15 protein-coding genes are annotated in these 22753 nt (G+C 62.8%); 6 read left to right on the top strand and 9 right to left on the bottom strand.

What is annotated here, in order from left to right:
• Nucleotides 1–32 precede the first annotated feature (32 nt).
• The 5 genes from gcvH to P3T40_RS04210 all read left to right on the top strand — a co-directional run bounded on the left by gcvH (nt 33) and on the right by P3T40_RS04210 (nt 7979).
• A complete protein-coding gene (gene gcvH, locus P3T40_RS04230) occupies nt 33–413 on the top strand; it encodes a glycine cleavage system protein GcvH (RefSeq protein ID WP_429266413.1) in 381 nt (126 codons plus the stop codon).
• A gap of 75 nt (nt 414–488) precedes the next feature.
• Entirely contained in the window at nt 489–3419 is a 2931-nt protein-coding gene (gene gcvP, locus P3T40_RS04225; protein ID WP_429266412.1) for an aminomethyl-transferring glycine dehydrogenase, read from the top strand.
• Nucleotides 3420–3538: 119 nt separating this feature from the next.
• Complete coding sequence (locus P3T40_RS04220) at nt 3539–4681, top strand: alginate lyase family protein (protein ID WP_429266411.1); 1143 nt, start codon at nt 3539–3541, stop codon at nt 4679–4681.
• A 29-nt stretch (nt 4682–4710) separates the two neighbouring features.
• Nucleotides 4711–6099, top strand: coding sequence for an L-serine ammonia-lyase (locus P3T40_RS04215; RefSeq protein WP_429266410.1), 1389 nt, complete (start codon nt 4711–4713; stop codon nt 6097–6099).
• 173 nt (nt 6100–6272) lie between these two features.
• The gene (locus P3T40_RS04210; RefSeq protein ID WP_429266409.1) at nt 6273–7979 is read left to right on the top strand and encodes a thiamine pyrophosphate-binding protein; all 1707 of its coding nucleotides are present in this window, start codon (nt 6273–6275) and stop codon (nt 7977–7979) included.
• A gap of 154 nt (nt 7980–8133) precedes the next feature.
• Here P3T40_RS04210 and P3T40_RS04205 read toward each other — a convergent pair whose 3' ends face one another.
• Genes P3T40_RS04205 through P3T40_RS04195 form a run of 3 tightly spaced genes read right to left on the bottom strand, consistent with a single transcriptional unit; the run spans nt 8134 to nt 9793 of the window.
• Complete coding sequence (locus P3T40_RS04205; RefSeq protein ID WP_429266408.1) at nt 8134–8373, bottom strand: hypothetical protein; 240 nt, start codon at nt 8371–8373, stop codon at nt 8134–8136.
• Nucleotides 8354–8812, bottom strand: a complete 459-nt coding sequence (locus P3T40_RS04200; RefSeq protein WP_429266407.1) for a hypothetical protein — start codon at nt 8810–8812, stop codon at nt 8354–8356. The genes P3T40_RS04205 and P3T40_RS04200 overlap by 20 nt, the downstream gene beginning before the upstream one ends.
• A gap of 15 nt (nt 8813–8827) precedes the next feature.
• Complete coding sequence (locus P3T40_RS04195) at nt 8828–9793, bottom strand: hypothetical protein (protein ID WP_429266406.1); 966 nt, start codon at nt 9791–9793, stop codon at nt 8828–8830.
• 993 nt (nt 9794–10786) lie between these two features.
• Between P3T40_RS04195 and P3T40_RS04190 the strand changes: the two genes are divergently transcribed.
• Complete coding sequence (locus P3T40_RS04190; RefSeq protein WP_429266405.1) at nt 10787–11020, top strand: hypothetical protein; 234 nt, start codon at nt 10787–10789, stop codon at nt 11018–11020.
• Nucleotides 11021–11291: 271 nt separating this feature from the next.
• On the opposite strand, the gene P3T40_RS04185 is transcribed toward P3T40_RS04190, so the two are convergent.
• The 6 genes from P3T40_RS04185 to hemE all read right to left on the bottom strand — a co-directional run bounded on the left by P3T40_RS04185 (nt 11292) and on the right by hemE (nt 22623).
• Complete coding sequence (locus P3T40_RS04185) at nt 11292–12440, bottom strand: branched-chain amino acid ABC transporter substrate-binding protein (RefSeq protein ID WP_429266404.1); 1149 nt, start codon at nt 12438–12440, stop codon at nt 11292–11294.
• Nucleotides 12441–12528: 88 nt separating this feature from the next.
• On the bottom strand, nt 12529–16470 hold the full coding sequence (putA, locus tag P3T40_RS04180; protein WP_429266403.1) for a trifunctional transcriptional regulator/proline dehydrogenase/L-glutamate gamma-semialdehyde dehydrogenase: 3942 nt from the start codon (nt 16468–16470) through the stop codon (nt 12529–12531).
• A 469-nt stretch (nt 16471–16939) separates the two neighbouring features.
• A complete protein-coding gene (locus P3T40_RS04175) occupies nt 16940–17179 on the bottom strand; it encodes a hypothetical protein (protein WP_429266402.1) in 240 nt (79 codons plus the stop codon).
• Nucleotides 17176–18615 carry a YeiH family protein gene (locus tag P3T40_RS04170; RefSeq protein ID WP_429266401.1) on the bottom strand — a complete coding sequence of 480 codons (1440 nt, stop codon included), beginning with the start codon at nt 18613–18615 and terminating at the stop codon, nt 17176–17178. The genes P3T40_RS04175 and P3T40_RS04170 overlap by 4 nt, the downstream gene beginning before the upstream one ends.
• 181 nt (nt 18616–18796) lie before the next feature.
• The gene (locus tag P3T40_RS04165; RefSeq protein WP_429266400.1) at nt 18797–21055 is read right to left on the bottom strand and encodes a primosomal protein N'; all 2259 of its coding nucleotides are present in this window, start codon (nt 21053–21055) and stop codon (nt 18797–18799) included.
• Between the two features lie 455 nt (nt 21056–21510).
• Nucleotides 21511–22623 carry a uroporphyrinogen decarboxylase gene (gene hemE / locus P3T40_RS04160; protein ID WP_429266399.1) on the bottom strand — a complete coding sequence of 371 codons (1113 nt, stop codon included), beginning with the start codon at nt 22621–22623 and terminating at the stop codon, nt 21511–21513.
• Nucleotides 22624–22753: the final 130 nt, after the last annotated feature.

Raw genomic sequence — 22753 nt, 5'->3', positions numbered from 1 at the left:
TCATTCCCGAACACACCGCATAGGAGCATCCGATGAGCATCCCGGCCGATCTGAAATACACCGAATCGCACGAATGGGTCCGCACCGAAGCAGACGGCACGCTGACGGTCGGCATCACCGACCACGCGCAAGAAGCGCTCGGCGACATCGTCTTTTTCGAAGTCCAGGAACTGGGCAAGACCGTCAGCGCAGGCGACACCGTCGCGGTCATCGAATCCGTGAAAGCCGCTTCCGATATCTACGCGCCGGTTTCGGGCGAAATCATCGAAGCGAACACAGCCGTGGCCGACACGCCGGACTCCGTCAACAGCGCGCCGTATGACAGTTGGCTGTTCAAGATCAAGCCGGCAGCGGGCGCAACGCAAGAACGCCTGATCGACGCCGACGCGTACAGCAAGTCCATCGGCGAGTAAGTTATTTCAAACCCGCTTTAACCGTCAGGTGCGGCGTCCGACGAACGCGGACGGCCGCACCACCAGGAACACCCCATGAAGCTCGAACACCCGGATCGTCTGATGAACCGCACTCCTCTCTCGCTCGCCGCGCTCGAAGTGCATGACGCCTTCGCCGAACGGCACATCGGCCCGGATTCGGCCGACCAGCAAGCGATGCTCGAAGCCCTCGGCTTCGCGTCGCGCGCCGCGCTGATCGACGCCGTGATTCCGAAGACGATCCGCCGCAGCGAAGCGCTGCCGCTCGGCCCCTTCGCGCAACCGAAGAGCGAAGCCGAAGCACTCGCCGCGCTGCGCGAACTGGCGGACAAGAACCAGGTGTTCCGCTCGTATATCGGGCAGGGCTATTACAACGCGCACACCCCGACGGTGATCCTGCGCAACGTGCTCGAAAACCCCGCGTGGTACACGGCTTACACGCCGTATCAGCCGGAAATCTCGCAAGGCCGTCTCGAAGCGCTGCTGAACTTCCAGCAGATGATCATCGACCTGACGGGCCTCGCCATCTCCAACGCATCGCTGCTCGACGAGGCCACCGCCGCCGCCGAGGCGATGACGCTGCTGCAACGCGTGGGCAAGCCGAAGTCGAACGTGTTCTACGTAGCCGACGACGTGCTGCCGCAAACCATCGAAGTGGTGAAGACACGCGCCACGCCGGTGGGCATCGAAGTGAAGGTCGGTCCGGCTGCGGGCGCTGCCAGCGCCAACGCCTTCGGCGTGCTGCTGCAATATCCGGGCGTGAACGGCGACGTGCGCGACTACCGCGCGCTGGCTGAAGCCATCCACGCAGCGGGCGGCCATGTGGTGGTCGCCGCCGATCTGCTCGCCCTCACCGTGCTTACCCCTCCGGGCGAATGGGGCGCGGACGTGGCCGTCGGCAACACGCAGCGCTTCGGCGTGCCGGTTGGTTTCGGCGGCCCGCACGCGGCGTACCTCGCCGTGCGCGACGAATTCAAGCGGCAAATGCCGGGCCGTCTGGTCGGCGTGACCGTCGATGCACAAGGCAAGCCCGCCCTGCGTCTCGCGCTGCAAACGCGCGAACAGCATATCCGCCGCGAAAAGGCGACCTCGAACGTGTGTACCGCGCAAGCGCTGCTCGCGATCATGGCCAGCATGTACGCGGTCTATCACGGCCCGCATGGCCTGAAGACGATTGCACAGCGCGTGAACCGCATCGCCTCGCTGCTCGCAGCGGGCGCGAGAAAGCTCGGCTATACGCTCGTCAACGAGACGTTCTTCGATACGCTTACGTTCGAAACCGGCGCCCGCACCCAGGCATTGCATGACGCGGCGACCGCCAAGCGCATCAACCTGCGCCGTGTGAGCGATACGCGCGTCGGCATCTCGATCGACGAAACCACCAAGCGCAGCGATCTGGCCGATCTGCTGGCCGTGTTCGCGCAAGCGGCGTTCGTAAGCGAAGTGCCGCAAATCGACGCGCTCGACGCCGAACTGCCCGCAGAAAGCACCGTGCCGGCCGCGCTCGAACGCACCAGCGCGTACCTCACGCACCATGTGTTCAACCGTCACCATTCGGAAACGGAAATGCTGCGCTACCTGCGCAGCCTCTCCGACAAGGACCTGGCGCTCGACCGCTCGATGATCCCGCTCGGCTCCTGCACGATGAAGCTGAATGCGACCTCGGAAATGCTGCCGGTCACGTGGCCCGAGTTCGGTCAGATCCACCCGTTCGCTCCGGCCGAGCAAACGGTCGGCTACCGCGAAATGATCGATCAGCTCGAGCAGATGCTCGTGGCGGCAACCGGTTACGCGGCTGTGTCGCTGCAACCGAACGCCGGCTCGCAAGGCGAGTACGCGGGCCTGTTGATCATCCACGCTTACCACGCCTCGCGTGGCGAAGGGCACCGCAACGTCTGCCTGATCCCCGCTTCGGCACACGGCACGAACCCGGCTTCGGCACAGATGGCCGGCATGCAGGTGGTCGTCGTGGCATGTGATGCCCAAGGCAACGTCGACATTGAAGACCTGAAGGCGAAGGCCGCGCAACACGCGGACAAGCTGGCGGCGATCATGATCACGTATCCGTCGACGCACGGCGTGTTCGAAGCGAACGTGCGCGAAATCTGCGAAATCGTGCATGCGCACGGCGGCCAGGTCTACGTGGACGGCGCTAACATGAACGCGATGGTCGGCCTCTGTGCACCGGGGCAGTTCGGCGGCGACGTTTCGCACCTGAATCTTCACAAGACCTTCTGCATTCCGCACGGCGGCGGCGGACCGGGCGTCGGTCCGGTGGCAGTCGGCGCGCACCTTGCGCAGTTCCTGCCGAATCAGACGTCGTCGGGTTACGAACGTGCGCCGCAAGGTATCGGTGCCGTGTCGGGTGCGCCTTACGGTTCCGCTTCGATTCTGCCGATCTCGTGGATGTACATCGCGATGATGGGCGCGAAGAACCTCACCGCTGCGACCGAGACCGCGATCCTCAACGCCAACTACGTCGCCAACAAGCTCGCGCCGCACTATCCGGTGCTGTACTCGGGCCCCGGCGGTCTGGTCGCGCACGAGTGCATTCTCGATCTGCGTCCGATCAAGGAAACCAGCGGCATTACCGTCGACGACGTCGCCAAGCGTCTCGCCGACTACGGCTTCCACGCGCCGACCATGAGCTTCCCGGTGCCGGGCACGCTGATGGTCGAGCCGACCGAATCGGAATCGAAGGAAGAACTCGACCGCTTCATCGAAGCGATGACGGCAATCCGCGAGGAAATTCGCGCCGTCGAGGAAGGCCGCTCGGATCGTGAAGACAACCCGCTCAAGCACGCGCCGCACACGGCAGCCGTGGTGATCGCGGATGACTGGAAGCATGCTTATGCGCGCGAAACTGCGGCATATCCGCTGCCGTCGCTGATCGCGAACAAGTATTGGCCGCCAGTCGGCCGTGCCGACAACGTGTACGGCGACCGCAATCTGTTCTGCTCCTGCGTGCCGATCGCGGATTACGCGTAACGCCGCTTTAGCAACTGTCTCGAACCGCGCACCGCCTTACAGGTGGCGCGCGGTCCTGTCGTTCGCGCCCGGGAACGGCTAACATCACACACCGAATCAGCCCAACGAAGGAGTTTCGCATGGTGCGAAAGGTGCTAATGATGGAAAGCCGGAGCTATTCACGGCGCATGCCGTCCTGGCAGGCAGCGGGCACGCCGCTCGCGACGCTGCTGCTGGTGTGCGGCGCCGTCATGCTGCCGATGCGGCACGCCCGCGCAGCGATGAATTTTTGTGCAGCGCCTGCGCTGCAGACGAGCGAACGCACCAATGCCGATCCCGGCGTCAAGGCACTTGTCAGCAATGTGGAAGCGCATCTGAACGACCCGGCCCATGCCGTGTCCAAACTACATACCGAAGGCACGCTGCCGCACGAGGGCATTTACGATCAAAGCGTCGAAGCGGAGAAGGATCTCGACCTGTTGCGCGACGCCGCGCTCGCCTGGCGCGCCACCAGCGACGACCGCTATCTGAAACTGGTCGACCGTCTGCTGTACGCGTGGGTGACTACGTACCAACCGAGCTTCAACCCGATCGACGAAACCCAGTTAGAAGGCTCGATCCTCGCCTACGACATGACCGCGAGCGCGTTGCCGGTGAAGACCCGTAACGCGTCCATGGCGTTCCTGACAAAACTCGGAAACGGTTACATCGCGCAGATCGACGCGCAGCCGCGCCCGCTGACCGGCACGTTTCGCAACAACTGGCAGAGCCACCGGATCAAGCTGATTGCAATGGCCGCGTTCACGCTCGACAACCGCAAGATGATCAACGCGGCGCAGCGTCTGTTTGTGGAACACATTGGCGACAACATCGAGCCGGACGGTTCGACGATCGATTTCAAGGAACGCGATGCGCTGCATTACGTGGCCTACGACTTACAGCCGCTGGTAACCGCGGCGCTAGCGGCACGCCGCCACAACCGCAACTGGTTGCCGGAGAAGGGAAGCAACGGTGCGACGCTGGCAGCCGCACTCAACTGGTTGACGCCCTACGCATTGGGCACGAAGACGCATGAAGAATTTGTGCATTCGGACGTCCCGTTCGATGCAAAGCGTCGCGAAGCCGGCTTGCCGGGCTATTCGGGTCAGTGGGATCCGAAGAACGCGACGGAACTGTTTCACCTGGCTGCGCGGCTCGATGGCCGCTATACGCCGATCGCGCTGCATCTGGCGCCCACTCCGCCCGCGTGGCTGGCCGTGTGCCTGCCGCTACCGGCGCGGTAGACCCGATTCATTCTTTTGCAGGAGCAGTAATGGCAGTCAGTGTGTTCGACCTCTTCAAAATCGGCATTGGGCCGTCCAGTTCGCATACGGTCGGGCCGATGCGCGCGGCGCTGATGTTCGTCCAGGGGCTCGAGCGCGACGGACTGCTTGCGGCCACGGCTTCGGTGAAGGTGGATCTGTACGGCTCGCTCGGCGCAACTGGCAAGGGCCACGGTACGGATCGCGGCGTGATGCTCGGCTTGATGGGCGATGCGCCGGATACCGTCGATCCGGATACGATTGCGCAGCGGCTGGAAACGGTGCGCACCTCGCGCTCTTTGGCGCTGCTCGGCACGCATCCCGTGCCGTTCGTGCAGAAGGATCACATTTCGTTCTACCGTCAGGCGCTTACCGAGCATCCGAACGGGCTCAAGCTGCGCGCGTTCGACGCGCAAGGTGAGACGCTGCGCGAATCCACATATTTGTCGGTGGGCGGAGGGTTTGTCGTCACCGCAGGCGCGCCGAATACCAAGGTGCTGAGCGCCGTCGATCAACTGCCGCATCCGTTTCGCAGCGGCAATGAACTGCTGGCGCTGTGCAAGGCCACCGGTAAGAGCATTGCGCAGTTGATGTGGGAAAACGAGCGCGTGTGGCATACCGAAGAGGAGACACGCACGGGCCTGCTGAAGATCTGGGACGTGATGCAGTCGTGTGTCGCGCGCGGCTGCGGCATCGGCAATCCGGATGCGGACGGTACGCTGCCGGGGCCTTTCCAGGTGAAGCGGCGCGCGCCGCAGTTGTATCGCTCGCTGTCGGGTAATCCGGAACTGGCGCTGCGCGATCCGTTGTCGATGGTCGACTGGATCAATCTGTACGCGATTGCCGTCAATGAAGAGAACGCGGCCGGTGGACGTGTGGTCACCGCGCCGACTAACGGCGCTGCTGGGATCATTCCGGCGGTACTGCATTACTACACGCGCTTCATGCCGGGTTCGAACCAGCAGGGTGTGATCGATTTTCTGATGACCGCTGCGGCGATTGGCATTCTGTACAAACTGAATGCGTCGATTTCGGGCGCAGAAGTGGGCTGCCAGGGCGAAGTGGGCGTGGCCTGCTCGATGGCTGCGGGCGCGTTGGCTGCGGTGATGGGCGGCACACCGGAGCAGGTTGAGAACGCCGCGGAAATCGGCATGGAACATAACCTTGGGCTGACCTGCGATCCGGTGGGCGGCATGGTGCAGATTCCTTGTATCGAGCGTAACGCGATGGCGTCGGTGAAGGCGGTCAATGCGGCACGGATGGCGCTGCGTGGCGATGGCAGCCACTATGTTTCGCTGGACTCGGTCATCAAGACCATGCGCGAAACCGGCGCAGATATGAAGACCAAGTACAAGGAAACCTCGCGCGGCGGCTTGGCGGTGAATATTGTTGAGTGTTGATCTCATAAGGCACGAGGTGCATTGCTGACAGCACCCTTGCGGCACACCGCCGTTGATGCGCCGCGGCATGGCCTTCCCCGTGACACCAGCCGCCCAGTCGGCGTAAGCTGTCGAAGCCCGTCGGCCACCCTTTGGCCGACCAGCCGACCGACCCGACTGGAGGCTTCATCGCAATGCCGCTGCCGAATGTTCCCGCTTCCGCCACCACCACTGGTGCGCGACTTGTAGTCGATGCCCTGCTGACGCATGGTGTCGAACGTGTGTTCTGTGTTCCCGGCGAGAGTTTTCTTGCCGTACTCGACTCGCTGCACGATGAGACCGAACGCATCGAGACCGTCGTCTGCCGGCACGAAGCTGCCGCGGCCAATATGGCCGAAGCAGTCGGCAAGCTCACCGGTCGACCCGGCGTCGCGCTCGTCACGCGCGGCCCCGGCGCGACGCACGCCTCGATAGGCGTGCACACCGCGTTCCAGGATTCGACGCCGATGATCCTGCTGATCGGCCAATGCGCGCGTGAGCATCTGGACCGCGAGGCCTTCCAGGAAATCGACTATCGACGCATGTTCGGCCAGATGGCCAAGTGGGTCGCGCAGATCGACGATCCGAAGCGTATTCCCGAATATCTGAGCCACGCGTTCCATACCGCAACTTCAGGACGGCCGGGTCCGGTTGTGCTGTCGTTGCCGGAAGATGTGCTGAGCGACGTATGCCCGGTGGTGCCGGGTGCACCCGCTTATCACCGGGTGGCGGCGTCGCCGTCGGCAGCGCAGATGGAGCAACTGCGGCAACTGCTGGAAAGCGCCCAGCGGCCGATGCTCATCGCCGGCGGCAGCGGCTGGACGCCAGAAGCCTGCGCCGATCTGCAGCGCTTCGTCGAAAACTGGCAGTTGCCGATTGGCCTGGCGTTCCGCTTCCAGGACACGCTCGATAACGAGCACCCCAATTACGCAGGCGATGTGGGTCTCGGCATTAACCCCGCGTTGGCGAAACGCATCCGTGATGCGGACCTGTTGCTCGCGTTAGGCCCGCGTCTCGGCGAAGCGACGACCGGCGGCTACACGCTTCTCGATATTCCGAAGACGAAGCAGACGTTAGTCCATGTGCATCAGGGCGCGGAGGAATTAGGCCGCGTGTATTCCGCGGATCTACCGATCGTCTCGGGGATGCCCGAACTCGCATCGCTTCTCGCGGCCCTGCAACCTCCTTCAGGAAAGCCGGCGTGGGCGGGGGCTGTGGAGGAAGCACATCGCGCCTATCTCGACTGGCGCACGCCGCGCCCGATCCCGGGCGACGTGCAGATGGGCGAAGTGATCCAGCAACTGCGCGCGCACTTGCCGGACGACGCGATCGTGACCAATGGCGCGGGCAATTACGCGACATGGCTGCACCGGCATTTCTCGTATCGCCATTTCCGCTCGCAGCTCGCGCCGACCAGCGGCGCGATGGGCTACGGCGTGCCGGCGGCGATTGCAGCGAAGTCGCTCTACCCTCAGCGCGCGGTGGTAGCACTGGCCGGCGACGGCTGCTTCATGATGTCTGCTCAAGAGCTGGCGACGGCGATGCAGTACGACCTGCACGTGCTTTTCATCGTCGTGAACAACAGCCACTTTGGCACGATCCGCATGCACCAGGAGCGGCACTATCCGAACCGTGTGCACGGCACGGGTCTCACCAATCCGGATTTCGCGGCCTTCGCGCGGTCGTTTGGCGCGCATGGCGAGACGGTGGAGCGTACCGAGGATTTCCTGCCGGCGCTCGAGCGCTCACTTGCGGCAAAGCGCGCGGCGGTGATCGAAATTCGCATGCCGCAGGAAGCCAGCACGCCTGGCGCGACCTTGGAGCAGATTCGGGAGCAGGGGCGCAAGCTGCGGGGTGAGTAGAAATAGGCGGCAAGGGGGCGCTCTTACCGGCGACGGCCGCCCAACGCGCTCACGAAGGTCCGCTGCTAAGCAGAAATCGCGGCCAAGGCGCTGAGCTCCTTCATCAAAGCCGGCTTGCGCGCTTCGATTACGTCCGCCTGAATCTGATAGATCATTACGCCTTGGTGGCCTTCACTTCCTTCAGGCGCGCTTCCCGAATAGCCGGAATGGACTGCGCCGGAACAGCGACCACTTGGTTGCACAGACCGCAGACTGCAACAAGGATGTCTTTTACCTCGCCTTTGCCGTCACTAAAGGGCACATCGCGCCGGGCAAAGGTTGTACTCACGATCTGCCGACAACTCTCGCAGATCGCCTTGCTCTTCTCACCTTTTTCATTCAGTTTCGTGTTCATGGGTTCGCTCACTGAGTAGCCATGCTGATTCGCAGAGAACGACAATCTCAGCGCCGCATGAAGGTTCGAGCGCGAACAAGGCTTTTTTCCCTTCCAAGAAGTCTTGAGTGAGCTGTTCCGCCTGCTCTTCGCTTACGTGCGCGGGTCGTGAATCTACATAGCTGCGGACCCATCCGACGAATGAACACACATCGAGGTTAGAGAACACGTGCATTGGCGTTAGCAGTATTCGGGACGCGACGTTTTGTTCGGCGAAGTCTACGATGCGTAGAGCGCTTACCTGCAGGAAACGCAGAAACTCGATTTCACCGTTGACACGTTTGAAACCAAGGTCCAATTGGTGTTCATCGGGACGGTGCTCAATCCGAATGAGTTCCGCGTCGTGGAAACTCGGGAGTTTCCCCAAATCCCGCACGTTGGTGTAAGTTGCGTCTTTCATTTCGGTTCCACCGATTTAGGGTAGCAAGGAAAATGGTAGGCCAGGTCCGCGCAATAGCTTTCCGCTAAGCGGATCGACTGCCCAGTTATGTGCGTGAGGAACACCCTGACCGTGGTCGTGATCGAAGTCAAAATCAACAACACGCTGGCCATCGCCGCCAAACATACGCATTTGTCCACTGCCCGGGTTCGTGTACCACGTACCCGGCTCACCTTCATTTGGCGTTTTCGCAATCTCGAAGGAGTCGCCATCAGGCGTATTTGGCAGGTATTCGAACGGCTGTGCATCGCCGAGCTGCGTAGCCGTACCACCGCTATTCTCGGTCACCTCGTCAACTCGATCGTCTACCCCAGAGTCAATGCCGAGCATGGCACCGGCCGCTGCCTCAAGCACGCCAAGCAGATCGCCGATCGTGCCACTTGTGCTCACTGCGGCGCGCGCCTCGGTGAGTTGGGATTCGCGCGTGGCGGGGTCATAAGGCCCAGACAGAACTGGCTCCCCGTTGAACGTCAACGGACCTGGACCGGCATTCACGAAGGCCGCCCACTTCTGACTGCCCCCGTCAAATCCGCGCCCGCCCGACGGCCACCGTTGCGGCGCCGGCGCAGGCTTGGCCACGCGGCCCAGTGACCGCCATTCGCGATTGACGACGGGCACCAGTCGCCCCGACGATACCGTGTCGCGAAGCGCTCGCTCGACGCCCGCGTTGTCGGTAGGCTGGTTCCAGTGGACCACATTCAGCGTATCACGCAGGAACGATTGAATCTCGTGCAGTTCGGCCTCTCCGCTCACGGTGCGCAGGTTCGAGCGTGGCCGGAAATAGCAATCGAAATCTCGTCTGTCCTGCTCAATCTGTTCTCGCTCATCGCCCCTCGTGAACGGTAGCCAGTTACCTGACGGACTGCTGTACTCGCTGGCGAGGACCAGCGTACATTGCCAACCGTTCTCCAGTGGGACCGAGAGCGTATTCCATTGCGACATGGGCAAACCTACTTTGCTCGTTGTGACAGGCAATTCCAAGCCTGGCTTGGCGCATCAACACGTTGCCAAGTCCTTTCGATCGTGACGGTGTAAACCTATCAGATATAAGGATACCTATGTTTTTAGGATGAAACTTGCGGTGCGTCACCCCTTGAGTCAAGCATAGTGGCGCGCACCACCTGGTCCGCGGCGTGATCACAGCGGCGTCTTGAAGAGCCCCATCGCGAGGTACGAATAGGTAACTTTGAGGAGTCCGTCGCATCTCACAAAAATAAGAATAGTCCGATTATTCCACCCAACTCATCGCCGGTAGGATCGTTAGCGATGACTGGGGCGATTCTCTCTCTTTCCCTAAGTCGTCAGTCTTCCTTTGGGGTAGCTGTCATGCGCGCCAGAAACCGCCGCGAATTTTTCAATGCCCGAAACAGTTCTTCCCACCTCCACCCCAAACCCGATCAAATGAACGAACGACATCTTCTCCTAGTCGCTGCCACTTCATGTGTGCTTTTCGCTGGCTGTGGAGGCGGGAGCAAAGACGCAGCCACTCCCATGCCGGGTCCCGCAGTTGTTGACAACGTTCTTATGTTGACAGGGCCGGCCGCTAATGCTGTGGTTGTCACAATAAATAGCGCTGGCTATCTACGCGCATTTGGGAACGGCACCGATCAACCATTGACGATTGGCCTCGGAAGTGTGTCGATGGCCGGAAATGCGAACAGCGCTACAGGTGACGGCTGGCTGCCATCGGCGGGGACGTTTGTGCAAGGCAACGCCACGTTAAGCTTGAATTCGGGCGGTACGACTTATTCCTTGAAGGTTCAAGGTCCGAGCGGCACCGCTTCGGATTCGACACTGGAATTGAACAGCATTCTGGTCAAACCGACAGTCTCATCGCTAGCGGGAACTTTCGGCTAGACTTCGACGACACAGATCGTCATCGCCGGAACTTCATTCAGCGGCACTTACGGATATAACTGTACATGGAGCGGTAGCTTGACGCCGCAAACCAATACTATTGACGTGACAGACATCCAGTTTCAGACGGCGACGCAGGACACGAATCCCGCCAGGAATCCTTGCCCGTACGCCGGGAAGAATTTCACGGGAACTGCGTTCCTGATGGGGCCTAGTGCCGCCTACCCGAAGGGCGTTTTTGTCATCAACTGGGATGACGGCGGCTCAAACATGCCGACAGCCATCAACGAGGGCTATTTCACGAGGCAGTAACCGTTCTTCTTTAGGGACGGTCCAGCGTCACGGGCGATATCGTGCTCGATATCGTTACCGTGACGGGAGCGGCTCGTCCGCATTCGCCGCTTCGACCGCCGCTACGCTTCCTGCCGCGTTCATCCCCATACCACGAACAAAACAAGGCCAAGAGCAAAAAAACAAAAGCCCCACGAGTCAGGAGACCCGCAGGGCATCACCACCAAGCAAAACAGCAATCGCTCAAAGAGCTAACAAAAATCACCCTCAAGCGCCGCCAGGCAAAAAAAGCTTACTTCCCACCCACGCTTTGCAGCGTAGTCCACTTCCCATCAACAACCTTATACAGCGTGATTCCACCATTCTTAAGATCACCCTTACCGTCATACTCAAGATGAGTAGTAGTAACAGCAGGCATATCGGTCTTAGCGAGCAGCGGCAGATACTTAGCCGGATCGGTAGAGTTAGCCTTCTTCATAGCATCGAACATGGCCATAGCGCCATCATAGGCATACGGCGAATATGTCTGCACATCTTCATTGAAGCGCTTCTTGTACCTGGCGACGTAATCAGCACCACCAGGCATCTGCTCCAACGGCAACCCAGCCAGCGAGGCAACGGTGCCATTAGCCGCATCACCAGCCAGCTCCAGGAAAGTAGGCGTGTGAACCATCTCACCGCCCATCAACGGAGCCTTGATACCGAGCGTCTTCATCTGCTTGACCATCGGCGCGGCTTGCGAATCAGCACCACCGTAATAGATCAGATCCGGATTAACCGACTTCAGTTTGGTCAAGATCGACTTGAAGTCCACAGCCTTGTCATTGGTGAACTCACGATCAATGATCGTCCCACCTGAAGCCTTCGCCGCCTTCTCAAACTGATCGGCCAGACCCTGACCATAAGCCGTACGATCATCAACAATCGCAATCTTCTTCATGCCCAGGTTCTTCACCGCGAACGTGCCCGCGACCGAACCTTGCTGCGTGTCGGACGTCATCATCCGGAACGTGGTCTTGAAGCCTTGTTGCGTGTATTCAGGCGCCGTCGCCATGGCGATTTCGGGGATGCCTGCGTTCGCGTAGATGCGCGAAGCCGGGATCGTCGTGCCCGAGTTGAAGTGGCCGAGCATGCCCTTGATGCCGTCGTCCACCAGCTTCTGCGCAACGGTCGTGCCGGTGCGCGGGTCAGCCTGGTCGTCCGCCGCATCCAGCACGAAGCGCACCGGCTTGCCGCCGATCACCGGCTTCGTGGCGTTCATTTCTTCCACAGCCAGCGTGATGCCGTTCTGGAAGTCCTTGCCGTAGTGAGCCTGTGCGCCCGTCATCGGACCAGCAAAGCCCACCTTCACGTCTTCGACCTGCTGTGCATGTGCTGCCCCCGACAGTGACATCGCTGCGACGAGCGCCGCGCCTGCCAGCTGTTTCATCTTGTGTTGCATAGCTTCTCCTTGGTACCAGGTGTGAGTGGAGCGGTTTCGGGGTCGCCGTACCGCTTCCGTTTTATTGAATCGACCGTTAAAGGTTCGCTCAACCGATCGTCATCAAATTCGCATTACCGCCTGCTGCTGCCGTATTCACGCTGACCGAACGTTCCGTCAGGAGACGTTCGAGCGCGTAATCCTCGTCACCGCTTTCGAGCGCGCGTGCCGCCACGCCTTGCACCGAGACAATCGGACCGGCGCGCTTGGCCACTTCCTTCACCAGCGCAAGCAGTTCGTCGCTATCGCCTTCGAACAGCACGGCGTCGAACGGCGTGTCGGCGCTCTTCTTCACGCTCGCGTACGGCTTGAGTGCTGCCGGCAGCGCCGACACCAGTTGCTCGCCAGCCGCGCCTTCGAACAGCGCGCGATTCCCGGTGGCCAGCGCCGCGGCGAACTGCACGCGTGCGCCGCTTGCCGTCGACGCCACGCACAGCACGGTGCCACGCGCGCCCAGCGTGTAGGTGTTGCGCTCGCCGGTCGGCCCGGGCAGCACCGCGGTCGCGCCAGCCAGACCTTGCGACAGGTAGCCGTCGCAACGCGCCGCCAGTGCCGCCTGGCGCTCGCCGATCAGCCAGTCACGCAAGGCCATCAGCGCCGAGGACGGATTGTCGCCGCGATTATCACCGTTTACGCCCGCCTGTGGTGCATCGGCCACGAGCAACTGCGCCAGCGTTTTCGGCAGACCCGCCGGACGCGTGGCCAGCAAACGCTGCAGATACAGCGCTCCGCCTGCCTTCGGCCCCGTGCCCGACAGGCCTTCGCCGCCGAACGGCTGCACGCCGACCACCGCACCCACCACATTGCGGTTCACGTAGATGTTGCCCACATGCGCGCGGCTGATCACGTGCGCGATCGTCTCGTCGATCCGCGTGTGGATGCCAAGCGTCAGGCCATAACCGGTCGCCCGGATCTGTTCCAGCAGCTTGTCCAGCGCGCTGCGGCGATAGCGCACCACGTGCAGCACCGGGCCGAATACTTCGCGCTTCAGTTCGTCGATGCTATCGAGTTCGATCAGCGTCGGCGGCACGAAGGTGCCTTGTGCGCCGCCTTCCGGCATCGACAGTTGCTCGACCTTGCGGCCCTTCTCGCGCATCGCTGCGATATGGGCGTCGATGCCACGCTTCGCTTCCACGTCGATCACCGGACCCACGTCGATCGACAGGCGATCCGGGTTGCCCACTGCGAGCTCGCGCATCGCGCCCGTCAGCATTTCCAGCGTGCGATCGGCGACGTCGTCCTGCAGACAAAGAACGCGCAGCGCGGAACAGCGTTGACCGGCCGAGTCGAACGCCGAGTTCAGCACGTCCGCCACCACCTGTTCGGCGAGCGCCGACGAATCGACGATCATCGCGTTCTGGCCGCCGGTTTCGGCGATCAGCGGAATCGGCTTGCCTTCTGCGTCCAGACGGCTCGAGAGCGTCTTGTTGATGAGGCGCGCGACTTCGGTCGAACCGGTGAACATCACCGCACGGGTACGGGCATCGGCGACCAGCGCCGCACCGACCGTTTCACCGTCGCCCGGCAGCAGTTGCACCGCGCCGGCCGGCACGCCGGCTTCGCGCAGGATGCGCACGGCTTGTGCGGCGATCAGCGGAGTCTGTTCGGCCGGCTTCGCCAGCACGGTGTTACCGGCCGCCAGCGCAGCAGCAACCTGCCCCATGAAAATCGCCAGCGGGAAATTCCACGGACTGATACAAACGACCGGACCGAGCGGACGATGCGTGTCGTTCGAGAACTCGGTGCGGATCTGCGCCGAGTAGTAGCGCAGAAAATCGACGGCTTCGCGAATTTCCGCCACCGCGTTCGGCAGCGACTTGCCCGCCTCGCGCACCACCAGGCCCATCAGCGTGTGCATCTGCGCTTCGAGTAGATCAGCGGCGCGCGCGAGGCAATCGGCGCGCGCTTCGACCGGCGTCGCCTGCCAGATCGGCGCGGCGGCTACGGCATGCGCGAGCGCGGCGCTCACGTGTTCCGAAGTGGCTTCGACAACGGTACCAACGAGGTCACGGTGATCGGCCGGATTGCGCACGTCGCGCGAGGTGCCTACGGCGATTTCGTTGTCTTCGAGCATCGGAGCCGCGCGCCACGGATGATGCGCGCTCGCCAGCAGCGCCGACGAAAGCGACGCCAGCCGGTGTTCGTTCGACAGATCGAGACCCATCGAATTGAGACGCTCCGCACCATACAGGTTGCGCGGCAACGGAATCTTCGTGTGCGGCGCGCCGAGCGGCACGACCTTCGACGCCTCTTCCACCGGATCGGCGACCAGATCCTTGATCGCGACGTTTTCGTCCGCGATGCGGTTCACAAACGAGGTATTCGCGCCGTTTTCCAGCAGACGCCGCACGAGGTACGCCAGCAGCGTTTCGTGCGTACCGACCGGTGCATACACGCGGCACGGACGGTTCAGCTTGTCGCGGCCCGTGACTTCTTCATACAGCGGCTCGCCCATACCGTGCAGACATTGGAACTCGTACTGACCGGGATAGTAGTTCTGACCGGCGAGGTGATAGATCGCCGAGAGCGTGTGCGCGTTGTGCGTGGCGAACTGCGGATAGACCGCGTCCGGTGCCCCGAGCAGCTTCTTCGCGCACGCGAGGTACGACACGTCCGTGTAGATCTTGCGCGTATACACCGGATAGCCTTCGAGGCCGTCCACTTGCGCACGCTTGATCTCGGTGTCCCAGTAGGCGCCCTTCACGAGGCGCACCATGATGCGGTGACGGCTGCGGCGCGCCAGATCGACGATGTAATCAATCACGAACGGGCAGCGCTTCTGATAAGCCTGCACCACGAAACCAATGCCGTTCCAGCCCGCCAGTTCCTGATCGAAGCACAGCGCCTCGAGCAGATCCAGCGAGATCTCGAGGCGGTCCGCCTCTTCAGCGTCGATGTTCAGGCCTATGTCGTAGCGGCGCGCGAGAATCGCGAGTGACCGCACACGCGGCAGCAGCTCGCTCATCGTGCGTTCCTGCTGCGAGCGCGAATAGCGCGCATGCAGCGCCGACAGCTTGATCGAAATGCCCGGGCCTTCATAGATGCCGCGTCCGCCGGCCGCCTTGCCAATAGCGTGGATCGCCTGCTCGTACGACGCGTAGTAGCGCTGTGCATCGGCTTCCGTCGTAGCGGCTTCACCGAGCATGTCGTAGGAGTAGCGGAAGCCGCGCGCCTCGAACTTACGGCTATTCGCCAGCGCTTCGGAGATGTTCTCGCCGGTGACGAACTGCTCGCCCATCAGGCGCATCGCCATATCGACGCCCTTGCGGATCAGCGGCTCGCCGCCCTTGCCGATCAGACGCGTCAACGCCGACGACAGACCCGTTTCGCTATTGGTCGTCACCAGCTTGCCGGTGATCATCAGCCCCCACGTGGCGGCATTGACGAACAGCGACGGCGCCTGGCCGACGTGCGATTTCCAGTCGCCCTTGCTGATCTTGTCGCGAATCAACGCGTCGCGGGTGGCGCGATCGGGAATCCGCAACAGCGCTTCGGCGAGGCACATCAGCGCCACGCCTTCCTGGCTAGACAGCGAGAACTCGTGAATCAGACCTTCGACGCCGCCACCCTTGCTCTTACCACGCAGCGTTTCGACGAGCTTGCTCGCCATCGCCTGCACGTCGTTGGCGAGATTGGCCGGCAAACGCGCCTGACCGAGCAGGAACGGCAGGCATTCCGGCTCGGGACGGCGATAAGCCGCGGTGATCGCCGCGCGCAGTACCGATTGCGGTTGCACGTTCTGCGCGAAGTCGAGGAACGGGTGCGACGCGCCATCCACTTCGGACTCGACGCTTGCGCCGTCGGCCAGATCGGCCGAACCATGCGCGCCGGACAATTCCGCCGGCAGTTGACCGTGCTCGATCCGTTCGAGATACGCAAAGATCGCCTGCTTGATCAGCCAGTGCGGAGTGCGTTCGAGACGGGTAGCGGCATCTTTCAGCCGGGAACGCAGGAGGTCGTCGACCTTGACGCCGAGGGTGGTGCTAGCCATGTTTCCTTCTCATATGCCAGCCAACCCGCCGGCCAAAGACTTAAAAGTTGGCCGAATCGTACGCCTCTCAATAAAAAGGTGCAACCACCCAAAAGGCATGGTTGCACCATTGATAAATCCTTGTACGACCGGGGTTTGCGGCCAGTGGCGGCGGACCGGGCCAACCGCCTCTGGCATCGGTACTTTCCCCTATGAATTTCTTTTTTGGCAACCCTTATCGAAATCGCAACCGCGCCGTTATACAGGCTATGGATGCGCACTAGCGCACGGTACGGGGCTTACGGGGTGGTCGAAATGGAAAAGTGGCTGGTAGTGGCGGGAATCTGGACGATGTGCGCGATGTGTGCGGTTCTTTTCATTCGCGGTGCAACGTGCTCGGTCGCAAGGGACCCTGCGGATGAGCGCCGCACGCCCAGCGGCAGCGGTGTGCAGGGAGCCGTCCGGGAGTGAAGGACTCGAGGACCAGCGCTCAGGCGCGCGCCACGAACTGACTGCAGGCGTCGTCCGGCGAAACGAGCTGATCGTGCAGGCGGCATAGCCGGCTTGCCGCCACGCTCGCCCCAAACCCTGAACTGAAGACAGCGAGGCCCGGGATGCTCTGCTCAAGCGTTAGTCGATCGTCAGCGCGGTACCGGCAACCCGCGCAACTGGGCCGGCACGCGCGCAGCGCCGCCGTCGTCGCGTCGGCGCGTTCTGCCGGGGCAGTCACGAGCCCTGCCCCAAGCTATTCCAGTACGACGCGAACACGTGCGCGGACAGCGCGTAGCCGATGGCGATATTGACGACCACGCCGGCCGTGAACGCGAGGAACGGCTTTAGACCGGTGGTGCTCAGCAGGCGCAACCGCGTCGTCAATCCGATGCTCAGAAAGCAGAAAATGAACGCCCAGGTGCGCAGCGCGGTAATCGGCGCGACGAACTCCGGCGTCGCTACCTTGCGGTAATCCGCCAGCGAATAGTGGCTCGCGATCCACGTCACGAGCGCCGACGCGATCACGAAGCCGATCACGAATTTCGGGAAGCGCGCCCAGATCTCGCCTGCGTTGGCCTTGGCTTTGACGCCGTTGTCCTCGCTCTCCCAGCGGGTGGTCGCAACGATCGCCAGCACGAACGCCCAGATGCCGATCCAGATATCGCGGCCCACCACCTTCATCAACGTGAAAGCCTGCAGGGACGCTTCGGGCGCACCGGCGATCGCACCGCCCGCGTGCTTCGCGAAGTCGCCGTAGGCTTGCGCGGCGGCGATACCGGCGGCATCCGCAAATTCAGAGGTGCCGATCCAGGCGCCCGCGACCGCCGTCGAAAGCCCGAGTGATCGCGACGCAAACGGCAGCACGAAAATCATCACGATGGCCCACAGGATCACCAGCGTGATCGCCACCGAAGCCTGCTCGCGCTTGGCGCGCACGGCGCCGGCAATTGCAATCGCCGCCGAAACGCCGCACACCGCGCCGCCTACACCAAGCACTGCGGCAAAGCGGCGATCGAGACCAAACGCCTTGGCGGCAAAGAAGATCACGAAGAACGTCACCAGCGAGACGATGCTCGCCTGCCCGACCGCAACCGGACCAGCCCACACCAGCAAGGTGAACGGCAGCGTCGCCCCGAGCAGCACGATGCCCACCTTGATATAAAACTCGACGCGCAACCCGGCCGAGAACCACTCTGGCAGACGGAACACGTTTGAGACCACCAGGCCGAGCGCGAGTGCAACCAGCGGCGGTTCGAGGTTGTACCTGGATGCATTGACCCACGCGCCCAGGATGAAAATCACTATCGACGCGACGAACAGGATCAGGAACGACGGCAGAAAATGCGCGAGCCGCTGTTTCAAGGCGGCGAGGCTCACGCCGAACAGCACGGCAAACACGACGAATAGCGCGGCGTAGTTCGGCAGGTGTTTGACCAGATCCCGAGCGGCTGCCGCTGGGTCAGACCATTTGGCCGGCGCGACGGCGAGCCATTTGATGCTGCTACCGGAAGCGAACAACGCCCACGCAACGACGATCACTAGCAGACCGATCCAGACGGCCCACCAGTCTTCGGTGGCGAACAAGCCCCCGCCACGTTGGGTGGCCGTGTCACGGTTGGGATCGGATTTCGCCGGTGCTGCGCCCGCCGGCAGGCTGTGATTGGTATCGCTCATCGCAAAGCCCCGAGAGTTGAGGTGCGTCGGCGCGGGAGAAATTGGGATTGTTGTTAAAACTGCGCCGATTTGGCGAAATATAGACGAGTGGCTTTCAGAACTGAAACGACCTTTCGCTCTATGAATATGACTGAAAGGGATTTGCACGCCAATCAAGGCGAGCGAACGCGGATGGGAGGCGTCAGATGTCGAGCGGGTCGACCTCGAGATTCCAGCGCAAGACGCCCTTAAAGGTCCGCAAGACGGGTTGCCAGGCCCGCAGCGTGGCTTGCAGCGCGGCGCGCGACGCGCTTTCGATCAGCAGTTGCGCGCGATGCACATGCATCACCTTGACGATAGTCAGCGGCACGGCGTCGTAGACCGTGACCCGCTCGGCGGACGGCATCTCCGCTAGCGCCGCGGCGGCCTGTTGCAGGAAGGCGAGCGCCGCTTCAAGGGTGCGCCCTTCGGCGCGCAGCAAGGCCTGATAGACGAACGGCGGCAGATGGGCGTCGCGGCGCTCGGCCAGAGTCGAGTTGGCGAAGCCCACGTAGTCGTGCCGCGCCAGCGCGTGATACAGCGCATGCCGCGGATAGCGCGTCTGCACCAGCACTTCGCCGGGCAGCCCGGCGCGACCGGCACGGCCGCTCACCTGCATCAACTGGGCGAACAGGCGCTCGCTCGCGCGGAAGTCGTGCGAGAACAGCGCGGTATCCGCATTGAGCACACCCACCAGCGAGACGCGCTGGAAGTCGTGGCCCTTGGCGATCATCTGCGTGCCCACCAGGATGTCGACATCACCCGCGTGCACGTCGGAGAACAGCGCCTGCGCGCTGCCTTTGCGGCGGGTGCTGTCGGCGTCGATACGCAGGACGCGTGCGCCCGGCACTGCGGTTGCCAGCGTCTCCTCAACACGCTGCGTGCCGCGCCCGAGCGGCGCGATATCGACGTTGCCGCAATCCGGGCACGAACGCGGAATGCGCGCCTCCCACCCGCAATGATGGCAACGCAACGCGCGCTCAGGCTTGTGCAACACGACGTAGGCACTGCAACGCGGACAGCCGGCCACCCAGCCGCAGGCGTCGCAGGCCAGTTGCGGCGCGTAACCGCGGCGGTTCAGAAATACCAGGCTTTGTTCGCCCTTTTCCAGGCGCGTTTTCAACGCCGCAATCAGCGGCCCCGACAAACCTTCCACCGAAGCCCGTCCGCGTCGCCGCTCCTCTTCGAGATCGATCAGCTTGACGGTGGGCAACACCGCTTCAGCGACCGCGCGGCGCGACAGCGTCAGCCGCGTATAGCGCCCCTGGTCGGCCTGCCACCAGCTTTCGAGCGAAGGCGTCGCCGAGCCGAGCACCACCGGCAAAGCCAGTTGCTTGGCGCGCCAGATGGCCAGATCGCGCGCCGAGTAGCGCAAGCCTTCCTGTTGCTTGTAGGCAGGGTCGTGCTCCTCGTCGACCACGATGATCGCGAGCTTCGGCAGCGAGGCAAGCACCGCGAGCCGCGTGCCGAGCACGATCCGCGCACGGCCGCTGTGTGCCGCGAACCAGTTGCGCGCCCGTTCGCCCTCCGCGAGACCGCTGTGCAAAGTGACGATCGAGGTGCCGTCGAGCGCGGCGAAACGCGCGCGGAAGGCAGCCTCGAATTGCGGCGTGAGATTGATTTCGGGCACGAGGACGAGCGCCTGGGCGTCGGGCCGCGCCGCAAGGATCGCGGCGAGGGCGCGCAAATAGACCTCGGTCTTGCCGCTGCCGGTGACGCCGTGCAGCAGGAACGGGGCGAAGCCGTTGGCGTCGCGGATCGCCTCGACGGCAGCGGCTTGCTCGTCGGTGAGGGTCGGCAAGGCGGGTGAGGCGGCATGCTGCTGCGCCTCGTCGCTTACCGGAGGTGCGCCGAGTGCGGCAGCCTCGGTCACCTCCAGCGTCACCCAGCCCTCGGCTTGCCAGGCGTCGAGCGTCGCGACGGCCTTTGGGTGGATGACGCGCGCGTCGGCAACCAGCAGTGCTTCCGCTTCGATCAGTGCCTCAGCAAGGCGCCGCAAGGCGCTCGCGCGTGCCGGCAAGGCGTCGGGCAAGGCCTCACGGCCGGCCGGCAGCAAGCTGTAGCGCTCCTGAGGTGCGAGCAGGCGTGCCCAGCGCGACGGGTCGCGCAATGCTTGCGGCAACGCCGGCAAGGCGACTTCCCCGAGACCCCGCTGATAGTAGTCCGCGGCAAAGGCGGCCAGCGCCAGCCATTCGGCCGATAGCGGCGGACATGCGTCGCAGAGGGCGTCCACGGCTCGCAGCTTGTCCGCGGGCACGTCGCTGTGAGCAGTCACTTCGCAGACGAGTCCCACATCCTGACGCCTGCCGAACGGCACGCTGACGAGCGTACCGGGCCGCGGTGGCTCGGTTGCATCGCAGCGATAGTCGAACAGGGTCGGCAGCGGATGATCCAGCGCGACGCGGACAAAGACGTGGCTCAAATTAGATTCAGGATGACAATCGGGGTCGGCAGACGCGGCGCATGACTGGCGCGATATGCCGTGAAGCGGCGGCGAATACGATGAAGTTAAAGTAAAACTTCACTTTCCGCGCTAAGTTTTGGATTCGACTGAACAATTGCTGTTTGCCCGCGCGTCCTGTGGATAACTTTGTTGAAAACTCTGCCCGGAAGGCTGGAAAACCGCGCCGCTGCTGCGTTGTGTGGGTTTTCGCACATTTCGTCAAGGCCCGTGGAAACCCTTGCCAGTCAAGGACTTGATCAAATGCGCACACAACTTGCAAGCGCAATGCTGCGATGAAAGCCTCTACCGCGCCGCAGCGTGATAAGTGTGTATAAGTCAAGTCTTGACAACGGCAGAAGCGCCATCTGACGGCCTAGCTGACATTATTTTTACCTTAGTCCGAGAGCCCAGCTCGCCGCAGTGCAACAAAATTGTCACGTAGCCGGCGCCGTTCCGCCTGCTCCAGCAGCGCGAATGGCGCGGCTGTGGCGATGCACTTCGTCGACCAGTTCCGCGACGTTTTCCGGCGGCGTGAATTGCGAGATGCCGTGCCCGAGATTGAAGACGTGGCCCGGATGATTGCCGAAGCTGTCGAGTACGGCGCGCGCTTCGATGCGAATCGCCGAGGGCGGCGCGAACAGCACGGACGGATCGATGTTGCCCTGCAATGCCACCCGGCCACCGACACGCTCGCGCGCCTTGGCAAGGTTCACCGTCCAGTCGAGGCCGACCGCGTCGACGCCGGTAGCCGCGATTTCCTCGAGCCACAGGCCGCCGCCCTTCGTGAAGGTGATCACCGGCACCTTTTCGCCGTCGTGAGTGCGTTTGAGCTGGCTCACCACCTGCTCGATGTAGTACAGCGAGAAGCGCTGATAGATGCCGTCGGCCAGCGCGCCGCCCCAAGTGTCGAAAATCATCACGGCTTGCGCGCCGGCTTCGATTTGCGCATTCAGGTACGCCGCCACGCTTTGCGCGTTCACCTCGAGGATGCGCTGCATCAGGTCCGGACGGGCATACAGCATGGACTTCACGGTACGGAAGTCGTCCGAACCGCCGCCTTCGACCATGTAGCAGGCAAGCGTCCACGGGCTGCCCGAGAAACCGATCAGCGGCACGCGCTGGCGGCCTTGCGCGTCGGTCAGCGCCTTGCGGATTTCGCGCACGGCGTCGGTGACATAGCGCAGCGTGGCGTCGATGTCGGGCACGGCGAGGCGTGCGACGTCGGCTTCGATGCGCACCGGGCGGGCAAACTTCGGCCCTTCGCCGGCCACGAACTCCAGCCCGAGGCCCATTGCGTCGGGCACCGTGAGAATGTCGGAGAACAGGATGGCGGCGTCGAGCGGGTAGCGCTCGAGCGGCTGCAGCGTGACTTCAGTCGCGTAGGCCGGACTCTTCGCAAGCCCGAGGAAGCTGCCGGCACGGCTGCGCGTCGCATTGTATTCGGGCAGGTAGCGACCCGCCTGACGCATCAGCCAGATCGGCGTGTAGTCGGTCGGCTGGCGCAGCAGCGCGCGCAGGAAGGTGTCGTTGAGAAGGTTATGGGCCACGATGCGTGCGTACGACTGAAGGCAAAGGGGCATTTTACCGGAGGCAGCGCGCCCCAACTTGCATCTTCATTGATCGCGGCGATAGCTGTGTATAGCTGCGGGGCTTCCTCGGCCTTGCGGCCAATGTTCA

The organism is Paraburkholderia sp. EB58 (genome assembly GCF_050436665.1).
Lineage (GTDB): Bacteria > Pseudomonadota > Gammaproteobacteria > Burkholderiales > Burkholderiaceae > Paraburkholderia.
This window is presented reverse-complemented; position numbering and strand designations above follow the sequence as displayed.